This is a genomic window from Pseudomonas endophytica, from assembly GCF_001411475.1.
Taxonomy (GTDB): domain Bacteria; phylum Pseudomonadota; class Gammaproteobacteria; order Pseudomonadales; family Pseudomonadaceae; genus Aquipseudomonas; species Aquipseudomonas endophytica.
Map to the genome: position 1 here is coordinate 70,526 of NZ_LLWH01000001.1, position 12,174 is coordinate 82,699.

General features: G+C 54.5%; 10 protein-coding genes. 4 read left to right on the forward strand and 6 right to left on the reverse strand.

Features of this window, described 5'->3' with window-relative positions; translation table 11 throughout:
- Positions 1-65 precede the first annotated feature (65 nt).
- Positions 66-389 (forward strand): ferredoxin FdxA, encoded by a 324-nt coding sequence (gene fdxA, locus AQS70_RS00320; protein ID WP_055100956.1) that lies wholly within the window; start codon positions 66-68, stop codon positions 387-389.
- A gap of 187 nt (positions 390-576) precedes the next feature.
- Here the strand turns inward: fdxA and AQS70_RS00325 are convergent, their stop codons facing one another.
- On the reverse strand, positions 577-1,248 hold the full coding sequence (locus AQS70_RS00325; protein WP_055100957.1) for a TetR family transcriptional regulator: 672 nt from the start codon (positions 1,246-1,248) through the stop codon (positions 577-579).
- A 265-nt stretch (positions 1,249-1,513) separates the two neighbouring features.
- Here AQS70_RS00325 and AQS70_RS00330 point away from each other — a divergent pair, with 265 nt between their 5' ends.
- The 3 genes from AQS70_RS00330 to AQS70_RS00340 are packed head-to-tail and all read left to right on the forward strand — an operon-like array spanning position 1,514 to position 7,275.
- Complete coding sequence (locus AQS70_RS00330) at positions 1,514-2,668, forward strand: efflux RND transporter periplasmic adaptor subunit (protein WP_055100958.1); 1,155 nt, start codon at positions 1,514-1,516, stop codon at positions 2,666-2,668.
- Between the two features lie 3 nt (positions 2,669-2,671).
- Positions 2,672-5,827 carry an efflux RND transporter permease subunit gene (locus tag AQS70_RS00335; RefSeq protein WP_055100959.1) on the forward strand — a complete coding sequence of 1,052 codons (3,156 nt, stop codon included), beginning with the start codon at positions 2,672-2,674 and terminating at the stop codon, positions 5,825-5,827.
- Positions 5,824-7,275, forward strand: coding sequence for an AdeC/AdeK/OprM family multidrug efflux complex outer membrane factor (locus tag AQS70_RS00340; RefSeq protein ID WP_055100960.1), 1,452 nt, complete (start codon positions 5,824-5,826; stop codon positions 7,273-7,275). Before AQS70_RS00335 ends, AQS70_RS00340 begins: the two co-directional genes overlap by 4 nt.
- Positions 7,276-7,347: 72 nt before the next feature.
- On the opposite strand, the gene AQS70_RS00345 is transcribed toward AQS70_RS00340, so the two are convergent.
- The 5 genes from AQS70_RS00345 to AQS70_RS00365 form a co-directional block, all read right to left on the reverse strand.
- Positions 7,348-7,986 carry a hypothetical protein gene (locus tag AQS70_RS00345; RefSeq protein ID WP_055100961.1) on the reverse strand — a complete coding sequence of 213 codons (639 nt, stop codon included), beginning with the start codon at positions 7,984-7,986 and terminating at the stop codon, positions 7,348-7,350.
- A 173-nt stretch (positions 7,987-8,159) separates the two neighbouring features.
- Positions 8,160-8,552 (reverse strand): 4-carboxymuconolactone decarboxylase, encoded by a 393-nt coding sequence (gene pcaC / locus AQS70_RS00350; protein ID WP_055100962.1) that lies wholly within the window; start codon positions 8,550-8,552, stop codon positions 8,160-8,162.
- A 10-nt stretch (positions 8,553-8,562) separates the two neighbouring features.
- On the reverse strand, positions 8,563-9,363 hold the full coding sequence (pcaD, locus tag AQS70_RS00355) for a 3-oxoadipate enol-lactonase (protein ID WP_055100963.1): 801 nt from the start codon (positions 9,361-9,363) through the stop codon (positions 8,563-8,565).
- 13 nt (positions 9,364-9,376) lie between these two features.
- Complete coding sequence (locus AQS70_RS00360) at positions 9,377-10,729, reverse strand: 3-carboxy-cis,cis-muconate cycloisomerase (protein WP_055100964.1); 1,353 nt, start codon at positions 10,727-10,729, stop codon at positions 9,377-9,379.
- 48 nt (positions 10,730-10,777) lie between these two features.
- Positions 10,778-12,070 carry an MFS family transporter gene (locus tag AQS70_RS00365; protein ID WP_055100965.1) on the reverse strand — a complete coding sequence of 431 codons (1,293 nt, stop codon included), beginning with the start codon at positions 12,068-12,070 and terminating at the stop codon, positions 10,778-10,780.
- Positions 12,071-12,174 lie beyond the last annotated feature (104 nt).

Below are 12,174 nucleotides of genomic sequence, written 5' to 3' on the forward strand. Positions count from 1 at the left end.
CTCCCGAGCCCTGCGAACCCGAACTGGAAGGGCTTCGCTGCCGCCGCCTGAGGAGAAAATTAGAAATGACCTTCGTCGTCACCGACAACTGCATCAAGTGCAAGTACACCGACTGCGTAGAAGTCTGTCCGGTGGACTGCTTCTACGAAGGCCCGAACTTCCTGGTAATTCACCCGGATGAGTGCATTGACTGCGCGCTTTGTGAGCCTGAATGCCCTGCACAAGCCATCTTCTCGGAAGATGAAGTACCTCAAGACATGCAAGAGTTCATTCAGTTGAATGTCGAGCTGGCTGAAATTTGGCCAAACATCACTGAAAAGAAAGACGCTCTACCGGACGCGGAAGAGTTTGATGGCGTGAAAGGCAAGATCAAAGATCTAGAACGCTGATTTACGCTGTCGCAAAAAGCCCCGGTCTCCTACGAGCCGGGGCTTTTTGCGTTTTAGACGGGCGACGGCTGCTGCGGTAACAATTGAACTACAAAATACTTAGGTGACTATCTTTAAACCCGCAGGCTAGACCTATATAAAGGCGATCTGGTATCAATTCATGTTACGAATGCAAAGTTGACTAGCCTTATACCTTTAGGCAACTAGACTGATGCTCGTCCGGGCTGGTGGAGCGTAGGCTTGGGCACAGACGCAGCATGTCAATGCAGATGTCGACCCAGGTTTCTGCTTCTTTATGAAGCTCAAAACAGTCGGGAACCAGCAACCATTGCCTGAGAATACCGTCTATGTAAGCGTGCAAAGCGATTGCTGCACGGCGAGCGTTCAGGTTCGCAGGCAGCTGCTCGCGGTAAACTGCATTATTCAGTGTTAGCTCGATACGACTATTACAGTCGACACTCGCCACTTGGCGTTGACGGCGCAAATCGCACATTTCGTCAGTGAATTCGCATTTATGAAACAAAATTTCATTGATACGCCGAGTTTTCGGGTCAATTGCAACTTGATGAAACAAATGAACCAGCAAGCTGCGCATGCAGCCCAATGGGTCAAGCTCGTCTTGGCTTTCACTGGCCTTAGCCAGCTCATTCAACGGCTCATGCAAGCTGTCCAGCATGGCCTGAACCAAATCAGCCTTATTACTGAAATGCCAGTAAATCGCACCTCGGGTGACTCCCGCGAGTGCAGCGATGTCAGCCAGAGTAGTGCGAGCAACCCCCCGTTCATAAAAGGCCTGCTCGGCGGCTTCGAGGATTGCGCTCCGGGTTTCCTGAGCTTCTTCTTTAGTACGACGCACCATGGCAATAAAAACCTCAATCAGGAGGGTTTGGAGCGTTTCAACTCAGCATCCAAACCGGCATCGGGTGGCGTTTGTTCTGCCTTATCCCGGTTTACTTCAGATTCAAAAACGGGCTCTGAAACGCCTCTCGCGGCAGACACCCACTGTTTACAAACAGACATGAATGTAAGTATATTCCTTAGCAAGCTACTTATCCACCCGGAACAGCTTTCTATACCCTTCCACTATTCTTGTGCGCTTTCGCGTGCCTGACCCGAGGATTTTCATGCAATTTAAGCCAGCTGTTACCGCTCTGGTTGCTGCCATTACCCTAGCTTCGCTGCTCAGCGGATGTAAGAAGGAAGAGCAAGCACCTGCTCCACAAACCCCTCAGGTCGGCGTCGTGACGCTGAAAACCCAGCCATTCACCATGACCTCTGATCTGCCGGGTCGTACGACTTCGTACCGTTCGGCGGAAGTTCGTCCTCAAGTGAACGGCATTATTCTCAAGCGCTACTTCAAAGAAGGCAGCGACGTTAAAGAAGGTCAGCAGCTGTATCAAATCGATCCTTCGATCTACGAAAGCAACGTGTTGAGCGCCAAGGCGACCTTGCAATCGGCTAAATCACTGGCTGATCGCTACAAGCAATTGGTCGCTGAACAAGCGGTAAGCCGTCAGGAATACGACAACGCCGAAGCTTCGCGACTGGAAGCCGAAGCGGCCCTGAGAACCGCGCAAGTTAACCTGCGCTACACCAAGGTGCTGGCCCCGCTATCTGGACGTATTGGTCGCTCGCTGTTTACTGAAGGCGCATTGGTGACCAGCGGTCAAGCCAACGCGCTGGCAGTAATCACGCAACTGGACCCGATTTACGTCGATGTGACGCAATCTTCGGTTGAAATGCTTGAGTTGCGCCGTGACCTCGCCGACGGGCGCCTGAAAAAAGCAGGTGATAACGCGGCCAAAGTTAAGCTAACCCTGCCAGACGGCAGCGAATACCCAGCTGAAGGTCGTCTTGAGTTCACTGAAGTGTCGGTAGACGAAGCCACTGGCTCCGTGACGCTGCGCGCGGTGTTCCCAAACCCTGATCACGTGCTGCTGCCAGGCATGTTTGTTCACGCGCAACTAGAAGCCGGCATCAATAGCGACGCTATTTTGGTCCCGCAAATCGGTGTAACGCACAACGCCAAAGGCGAACCGACTGCCCTGATAGTGGGCAAGGACAACAAGGTCGAGCTGCGCGTACTTCAAGCATCACGCACTGTGGGCAATAGCTGGCTGGTTGAAAAAGGCTTGAACGCGGGTGATCGTGTCATCACTGACGGTCTGCAATACGTTAAACCGGGCGTTGAAGTCAAAGTGACCGATAAGGCTTCTACCGATAAAGGTTCTGACGCAACCCCGGCCACAGAACAAGCCTCGGGCAGTAAAGGGGAATAAACAATGTCGAAATTTTTTATCGACCGTCCAATTTTCGCTTGGGTAATTGCCCTGGTGATCATGTTGGTCGGAGCTTTATCTATCCTCAAGCTCCCCATCAACCAATACCCAAGCATTGCACCGCCTGCCATCTCGATTTCTGTGAGCTACCCAGGTGCTTCTGCACAGACCGTGCAAGACACCGTGGTTCAGGTCATCGAGCAGCAGCTTAACGGTATTGATAACCTGCGTTATGTGTCGTCGGAAAGTAACTCTGACGGCAGCATGACCATCACCGTTACGTTCGACCAGGGCACTAACCCTGACACCGCTCAGGTTCAGGTGCAGAACAAGCTCAACCTGGCCACTCCTCTGCTGCCTCAAGAAGTGCAGCAGCAAGGTATCCGGGTGACCAAGGCAGTGAAAAACTTCCTGATGGTCGTCGGCGTGGTGTCCACTGACGGCAGCATGAACAAGGACGACTTGTCGAACTACATCGTCTCCAACATGCAAGATCCGCTGTCACGGACCGCGGGTGTAGGTGACTTCCAGGTGTTCGGTGCCCAGTACGCCATGCGTATCTGGCTCGACCCGAACAAGCTGAATAAGTACAACCTGACTCCGGTGGATGTGAAATCTGCCATCTCAGCCCAGAACGTACAGGTGTCTTCGGGGCAACTGGGTGGTCTGCCAGCGGTAGAAGGCCAGGAGCTGAACGCCACGATCATCGGTAAAACTCGACTGCAAACCGCAGAAGAGTTCAAAAAGATCCTGCTCAAGGTCAACACCGACGGTTCTCAGGTTCGCCTCAGCGATGTAGCTGAAGTGGGACTTGGGGGTGAGAACTACAGCATTAGTGCGCAGTACAACGGCAAACCGTCTTCGGGTATTGCAATCAAACTGGCCTCTAATGCCAACGCTCTGGACACCGCTAAAGCCGTTCGCCAGACCATTAAAGACCTGGAACCCTTCTTCCCGCCTGGCATGGAAGTGGTTTTCCCGTACGACACGACACCGGTTATTTCAGCGTCCATCGAAGGGGTTGTTGAAACACTGGTAGAAGCTGTTGTGCTGGTGTTCTTGGTGATGTTCCTGTTCCTGCAAAACTTCCGCGCCACGATCATCACGACGATGACCGTGCCCGTCGTGTTGCTGGGTACTTTCGGGATCCTTGCCGCTGCAGGGTTCAGCATTAACACCCTGACCATGTTTGGTCTGGTACTGGCCATCGGATTGTTGGTGGACGATGCCATCGTCGTGGTTGAAAACGTCGAGCGGGTGATGGCGGAAGAAGGATTACCGCCTAAAGAAGCGACTAAAAAGTCGATGGGTCAGATTCAGGGTGCACTGGTCGGTATTGCCCTCGTGCTATCGGCTGTATTGCTGCCAATGGCGTTCTTTGGTGGTTCAACGGGTGTGATCTACCGTCAGTTCTCGATCACTATCGTGTCGGCAATGGCGCTGTCGGTTGTGGTCGCCTTGGTGTTTACCCCTGCCCTGTGCGCCACCATGCTCAAACCGATTACCAAAGGTGATCACGGTCAGAACAAGCGCGGGTTCTTTGGTTGGTTCAACCGCACCTTTGACAGTGGCGTCAAACACTATGAAAACAGTGTTGGCAGCATTCTGCGTCACAAGGCACCGTACTTGCTGGCCTATGTACTGATCGTGGTCGGTATGATCTTCCTGTTTACCCGCATCCCGACCTCTTTCCTTCCGGAAGAAGACCAGGGCGTGCTCTTTGCTCAGGTTCAAACCCCGCCGGGTACCACCGCAGAGCGGACTCAGGAGGTGATTGACCGGATGCGAGAGTACCTGCTCACAGATGAAACATCAGCTGTATCCTCGGTGTTCACGGTTAACGGTTTTAACTTCGCAGGTCGTGGTCAAAGCTCCGGTTTGGCGTTCATCATGCTCAAGCCTTGGGGCGAGCGTGATGCCGACAACACCGTGTTCGCGTTGGCTCAACGAGCCCAAGCGCACTTCTCCACCTTCCGTGATGCCATGGTGTTCGCGTTTGCTCCACCTGCGGTGATGGAGTTAGGTAACGCAACAGGCTTCGACGTGTTCCTGCAAGACCGTGCCGGTATCGGTCACGACAAGCTGATGGAGGCTCGCAACCAGTTCTTGGGGATGGCTTCTCAAAGCAAAGTCTTGGCAGGTGTGCGCCCCAACGGTTTGAACGACGAACCTCAGTACAAACTGTTGATCGACGATGAAGCTGCACGCGCACTGGGCGTCAGCCAGTCAGATATCAACAACACACTGTCCATTGGTTTGGGCGCCAGCTACGTCAACGACTTCATTGACCGTGGCCGGGTTAAAAAGGTGTTCTTGCAAGGTGACGCTACCTCGCGCATGAACCCCGAAGACCTGAAAAAATGGTACGTACGTAACGATCAAGGAACCATGGTGCCGTTCTCAGCCTTTGCCAAAGGCGAGTGGACCTACGGTGCGCCTAAACTGTCGCGTTACAACGGCGTAGAAGCCATGGAAATTCTGGGTTCGCCAGCCCCTGGTTACAGTAGCGGTGAGGCCATGGCGGAAGTAGAAGCACTGGCCAAGAAACTCCCGGCAGGTGTTGGTATTTCTTGGACAGGTCTGTCTTACGAGGAACGTTTGTCAGGTTCGCAAGCGCCTGCTTTGTACGCGATCTCCTTGCTGATGGTATTCCTGTGTCTCGCGGCGCTATATGAAAGCTGGTCTATTCCGATCGCGGTCATGCTGGTTGTACCGCTGGGTATTATTGGTGCGCTATTGGCTACCAGCTTGCGGGGGCTGTCCAACGACGTGTACTTCCAAGTAGGGCTATTAACGACAATCGGCCTGGCAGCGAAGAACGCCATTCTGATCGTCGAGTTCGCCAAAGAACTGCATGAGCAAGGACGTAGCTTGTACGATGCCGCGATTGAAGCCTGTCGGATGCGTCTGCGCCCGATCATCATGACCTCGCTGGCGTTTATCCTCGGTGTGGTTCCATTGGCGATCTCTTCGGGCGCAGGTTCGGGCAGCCAGCACGCCATTGGTACAGGTGTAATCGGCGGGATGTTAAGTGCAACCATCCTAGCTATTTTCTGGGTGCCGCTGTTCTTTGTTGCCGTGTCCTCGATTGGCAATAAAAAAGACGCCGAGCAAAAAAAAGATCTGACTAAAACTCCAAACAAAGAGGCTGGCCAATGAGCAAGTCGCTTCTCGCAGCAGCGGTAGCAGCGTTTACGCTGAGTGGCTGCTCGCTGATACCGGACTACCAGCGCCCTGAAGCGCCGGTAGCCGCGCAATACCCGCAGGGCCCGGCCTACTCGCCTAATCAGGCGCCGAATCAGGCCGCTGCGGAGCAAGGCTGGCGTCAGTTTTTCCATGACCCAGCCCTGCAACAGCTGATTCAGACAGCTCTGGTCAACAACCGCGACCTTCGGGTTGCGGCCTTAAATATTGACGCTTACGCCGCGCAGTACCGCATTCAGCGTGCGGATCTGTTCCCGGCTGTGTCGGCGGACGCCAGTGGCAGCCGTCAACGCACACCGGCACGTATGTCGCAAACCGGTCAGTCGGGTATCACCAGCCAATACTCCGCGACCCTTGGGGTCAGCGCTTATGAGCTGGATCTGTTCGGACGTGTGCGCAGCCTGAGCGATCAGGCTCTTGAGAACTACTTCGCAACCGAAGAAGCGCGCCGCTCTACCCAGATCAGCCTAGTGGCCAACGTTGCGACGGCCTACTTGACCTGGCAAGCGGACAAAGAGCTGCTCAAGCTGACAGAAGACACCCTCAAAGCGTTCGACGAGAGTTACAAGCTGACCTTGCGTAGCAATGAAGTCGGTGTGGCCTCCGCCCTTGACCTCAGCCAGTCGCGCACGTCGGTAGAAAACGCCAGGGTTCAATTGGCCAGGTACACCCGCCAGGTGGCTCAGGATGAAAACAACCTAGCCCTGCTGCTGGGCACTACCATCCCGGACAATCTGCCAAAAGCTCAACCGCTGTCGGCAGACTTGCTGACCAAGGTACCGGCTGGCTTGCCTTCCGACTTGCTTCAGCGTCGTCCAGATATTCTCCAAGCCGAGCATCAGTTGTTGGCGGCTAACGCCAACATCGGTGCCGCACGCGCCGCGTTCTTCCCCAGCATCAGCCTCACCGCCAATGCCGGAACCTTGAGCCCAGACCTTTCCGGTCTGTTCAAGGGCGGTTCGGGCACTTGGTTGTTCTCGCCGCAGATTAACCTGCCGATCTTTAACGCAGGCTCTCTGCGTGCAAGCTTGGACTACTCGAAAATTCAGAAAGAGATCACAGTCTCTCAATATGAGAAGGCGATCCAAACTGCATTCCAAGAAGTCTCTGACGGCTTGGCTGCACGTGAAACCTACAACCAACAGTTGCAAGCGCAAGCCGACTTCGTCAACGCCAACCAGGACTACTACCGCCTGGCTGAGCGTCGCTATCGGATTGGCGTCGACAGCAACTTAACCTTCCTCGATGCGCAGCGCTCGTTGTTCAGCGCCCAGCAAGCGTTGATTACCGATCGCCTATCGCAGCTGACCAGTGAAGTCACGCTGTACAAGGCGCTGGGTGGAGGCTGGTACGAGCAGACCGGACAGAACCGGCCTATTTCGGACAAGCCACCGAAGGCTTGATAGCGCTCCGTTAACAACAAACCCGCCAATTGGCGGGTTTGTTGTTAACGGTTGGACTTAGCCAGAATCGAGTTAATTAGGTTGTACTGGCGGTAGCCAATCAATGGGCACTAGACCTAACGTAGTCCAGATACCGGGGAATTCACTTTGCTGAATGACCTGCAAATCACCTGCCTGCGCAACTCGCTGTATATAAGCAACCAGCGATCCCGTCCCATCAATTAGCTCATTCAGAATATTGGGGGCTTGCGACACAAGTTGGTCTGCTTCGTCATCCGCGTGGGAACGAAACTTGAGTACCGCTTTATTAGGGGCTAACCAATACCCTGCACTCCCCCTGACAATCAAGTCCTGACTAATCATTCGGGCCAGATAGGTGGGCGCAAAAAAATTACTGTACAAGGCTCGCTCTCCGGTCTCAAAGACCATCTTGCTGGCGCCCTCTTTGTCCGAGGTACAGTAAGACCCACGAAACTTAAGTGAGGGATCTACGTTCAACTGCCCTTTTTGATTGAATTTAATCGCCTGAGCCTGTGCATCGCTCACAGGACGAGAGATACGGTAATTATTCAATCCAGCGTCAAACACAATAAAGCCACTTAACGGTGTCGCTGAGTCCAAATCTATTGAGCGCGCCACTGCCATTGCAGCTTCATCAGCACTTCGAAAGTATTCGGGTAATAAATGTAAAACCGCAGCATCCTGAATCATGGGTCATCCTTGAAAAAACGCTCAACCTGATCAACCCCACGATATGGAGCTCAGGCGCGGGAGAATTATCCAAGAATAAAAAGATGACATGCGTTACATAAATAGGTCGTTTTAGCGGCGACGTCTGACAAGAGCGTTCGGGCTGCTGACTAAAAAGCAGCCCTGCCCTGATGTCAAACCCGCGACTCAACCCCCAGCTCATCCCACACCGACTCCGCCAAGTGGAAGGTCGCGTTGGCCGCTGGAATGCCGCAGTAAATCGCGCTCTGCATCAGCACTTCTTTGATTTCTGCCCGGGTGACGCCGTTACTGGCCGCAGCACGCAAGTGCAGTTTTAGTTCTTCACTACGGTTCATTCCGATCAGCATCGCAATGGTAATCAGGCTGCGGGTATGGCGCGGTAAACCCGGACGTGTCCAGATATCACCCCACGCGTGCCGGGTGATCATTTCCTGAAACTCACTGTTGAACTCGGTCAAAGCGTTCAGGCTGCGATCAACGTGTGCGTCGCCCAACACCGCCCGGCGTACGCCCATGCCTTCGTCGTAACGTTGTTTCTCGTCCACAAAACGCTCCTTAAACCGATGGTTTGGCTAGTAAGAATTCCAGCACACGCTGACTGAATGCATCACCCGCCTGCACGTTGGACAAGTGCGCAGCATAAAACTCTGCGTACTCGGCGCCTGCAACGTGCGCTTGAATGTAGTGGCTACCAGAAGGTGGCGTCACAGCGTCCTCAGAGCCTGCAATCACCAGTGTCGGCACGGCAATTGCGCCCAGTTGCTCACGGAAATCGGCATCGCGCACCGCTGCACAGTTCGCCGCATAGCCGTTAGGTGAAGTGGCTGCCAGCATGTCAGTGATACGTTTGGCTTGGTCTGGATGGGCTTGCGCGTAATCTGAGGTAAACCAGCGCGCAATCGAGGCATCACGTAAACCCGCCATCGCCGCAGCGCCGTCGCGCAGCACCATCTCAATCCGCGGGTTCCACATCGACGCCTCGCCAATCTTGGCCGCGGTGTTGCAGACCACCAAGCTGTGCAAACGTGAGCCAGCATGGATGCCGAGCCACTGACCAATCAGGCCGCCCATCGACAACCCGCAAAAATGTGCGCGCTCAATACCCAATGCGTCCAGCAACGCTAGGACGTCGCCGCCCAACTGCTCAATGCTGTATGGGCCATCAGTGACTAACGACTGGCCATGACCACGGGTGTCGTAGCGCAACACCTGAAAATGCTCAGTGAACGCTGGAATCTGCGATTCCCACATTCCTAGATCAGTCCCCAATGAGTTGGACAACACCAAGACCGGCGCACCGTGCGGGCCATCGAGTTGGTAGTTGAGTTCACCTTCCGCCAGTTGTACACGTCCCACGGCCGTCTCCTTTTTATAATGCCAACGCAAAATGCTCAGCCCGAGCTCGCTCGACCCAAGTCGTCGCCTGCCCCAAGTAATGAGCAGGATCTAGCAAATGATCCAGTTCGCCCGCCGATAACTGAGCGGCTATTTGAGGCTCATCGCCCAACACTGCGCGCAGATGCCGATGCTCGGCCACTGCCCGTTTGCAGCACTGCTCCAAGAGATGATGCGCGGTTTCGCGCCCTACTCGCTGCGCTAGCACAATGCTCACTGCTTCAGCCAGAACCAGGCCGTGAGTCAAATCGAGGTTGCGCGCCATGCGCTGGGTATCGACTTCTAAACCCTGCGCGATATTAATGGCGTGTCCCAGTGCCCCAGACACCAAACAGCAAATGTCTGGCAGGGTTTCCCATTCGGCATGCCACAAGCCTAAGCTGCGCTCGTGTTCTTGAGGCATGGCACTGAACAGCGTGCTCAACAGCCCAGGCACCCGCGTGGCCGCGCTGATCAACACCGCCGAACCTACTGGGTTTCGCTTATGGGGCATGGTTGAAGAGCCGCCCTTGCCCGGAGCGGATGGTTCAAAGACTTCTGCCGCCTCCGTTTGCATCAACAGGCTGATGTCGCGGCCCATCTTGCCCAAGCTGCCCCCCACCAACCCCAGCACGGCGCCAAACTCCACCAAACGATCACGATGGGTGTGCCACGGCTGGTCAGGCAGGCTTAAACCCAACTCATCGGCCAACGCATTCGCCACCGGTAACGCCTGCTCACTCAGCGCCGCCAACGTGCCAGATGCGCCCCCAAATTGCAGGCTTAGCAAACGCGGTTTTAATGCCTCAAGCCGCTGACGACTGCGCGTGACCGCACCGAGCCAACCAGCGATTTTCATACCTAAGGTGACGGGCGTGGCTTGCTGTAACCACGTGCGGCCGGCCAACGGAGTTGTGGCATAACGTTGGGCTTGTTGTGCGAGCACTTCACCCAGTTGCTGCAAATCACGCTCAATCAGGGCTAAAGCAGCGCGCAGTTGCAACACCAACCCGCTGTCCATCACATCCTGACTGGTCGCACCCAAATGCACATAACGCTCTGCCTCGGGGTTCACACCGGCAATCTGCTTGCCGAGTGCTTTGACCAACGGGATGGCCGAATTGCCAGCGCTCGCAATCGCCAGCCCTAAGGCTTCAAAATCGTAGAGTTCTGCGCGACAGGAGGCGGTAATCGGCGCCACAGCTGACGACGGAATCAGCCCTACTTTGGCTTGAGCCCGAGCCAAAGCAGCTTCAAAGTCGAGCATGGCTTGGATCCGTCCATGGTCACAAAACACCTCGCCCATGGCCTTGCCCGTGAAGTAGGCATCAAACAGCTGATTACTCATAAACCATCCTTTGCAGACGCGCGCCCCAGAGGGGCGCGCGCGAACACATTACAGATCGTGATGTAGGTATTTTGGCTGCTTCGGCAAACGGAAGCTGAACAGGAAGGCAATGGCCATCATGACCGTCACGTACCAGTAGAACGAGTTTTCCATCCCCATGGACTTGAGGCCCAGCGCCACATACTCCGCCGAGCCACCAAATACAGCGTTGGCCACAGCGTAGGCCAAGCCAACACCCAATGCCCGGACCTGAGGCGGGAACATTTCGGCCTTAACCAGCCCGCTGATGGAGGTGTAAAAACTCACAATCGCCAGTGCCAAAGTGATCAACACAAAAGCCAAAAATGGGCTGGTGACGGTTTTCAAACTCAGCAAAATTGGCACCGTGCACAACGTGCCCAAGCCACCGAACCACAGCATTGAGTTTCGACGCCCAATTTTGTCGGCGAGCATGCCGAACAACGGCTGCATGCACATATAAAGGAAGAGCGCCCCGGTCATGATGTAACTGGCGGTTTTGGCGTGCATCCCGGCAGTGTTCACCAGGTATTTCTGCATGTAGGTGGTAAACGTGTAGAAAATTAACGAGCCGCCCGCGGTGTAGCCGAGCACGGTAATAAAAGCACCTTTGTGGTCACGAAACAGCGCGGCGATGCTACCTGCGTCTTTATCATCACGGGTTTGAGCGTTGCTGGTTTCTTTCAGGGAGCGACGCAGCAGGAGTGAAATTACCGCCGCAACGGCACCAATCACGAACGGAATACGCCAGCCCCACGCGCGTAATTCTTCTTCTGACAAGATCTGTTGAAGAATCACCACAACCAGAACGGCCAGCAGTTGCCCACCGATCAGGGTTACATATTGGAATGAAGCAAAGAAACCACGCTGCCCTTTGAGGGCAACCTCACTCATGTAGGTAGCCGTGGTGCCATATTCTCCCCCCACCGACAGACCTTGGAACAACCGCGCCATTAACAGCAAGGCAGGCGCCCAAGCGCCAATCGAGTCGTACGTGGGAAGAAAGGCGATAACCAATGAGCCGGCGCACATCATCATCACCGAGATCATCATTGAGTTCTTTCGCCCGTGTTTATCGGCAACCCGGCCAAACAGCCAGCCACCAATAGGACGCATCAAGAAGCCCGCCGCAAACACCCCGGCAGTGTTCAACAACTGAACCGTAGGGTCATCGGACGGAAAGAAGGCAGGCGCAAAGTAAATCGCGCAGAACGCGTAAACGTAAAAATCGAACCATTCGACCAAGTTGCCGGAGGACGCACCGACAATCGCAAAGATCCTTTTTCTACGCTCTTCTCCTGTGTAGTGGGTTTCAGCTGTCATTTTTTTGGACTCATCAGGGTTAGTTACTTTTTAGACATACCTTGCAACAAGTAACACTGCAACCACAAAGAGCTGAACGATTGACTAATCAATCGTTCAGCAAG

Bases quoted from the DNA above. Each gene is read 5' to 3' on its own strand.
- AQS70_RS00360 (WP_055100964.1), bottom strand. From the start codon at position 10,729: ATGAGTAATCAGCTGTTTGATGCCTACTTCACGGGCAAGGCCATGGGC.
- AQS70_RS00340 (WP_055100960.1), top strand. From the start codon at position 5,824: ATGAGCAAGTCGCTTCTCGCAGCAGCGGTAGCAGCGTTTACGCTGAGT.
- AQS70_RS00330 (WP_055100958.1), top strand. From the start codon at position 1,514: ATGCAATTTAAGCCAGCTGTTACCGCTCTGGTTGCTGCCATTACCCTA.
- AQS70_RS00335 (WP_055100959.1), top strand. From the start codon at position 2,672: ATGTCGAAATTTTTTATCGACCGTCCAATTTTCGCTTGGGTAATTGCC.
- AQS70_RS00365 (WP_055100965.1), bottom strand. From the start codon at position 12,070: ATGACAGCTGAAACCCACTACACAGGAGAAGAGCGTAGAAAAAGGATC.
- AQS70_RS00345 (WP_055100961.1), bottom strand. From the start codon at position 7,986: ATGATTCAGGATGCTGCGGTTTTACATTTATTACCCGAATACTTTCGA.
- AQS70_RS00325 (WP_055100957.1), bottom strand. From the start codon at position 1,248: ATGGTGCGTCGTACTAAAGAAGAAGCTCAGGAAACCCGGAGCGCAATC.
- fdxA (WP_055100956.1), top strand. From the start codon at position 66: ATGACCTTCGTCGTCACCGACAACTGCATCAAGTGCAAGTACACCGAC.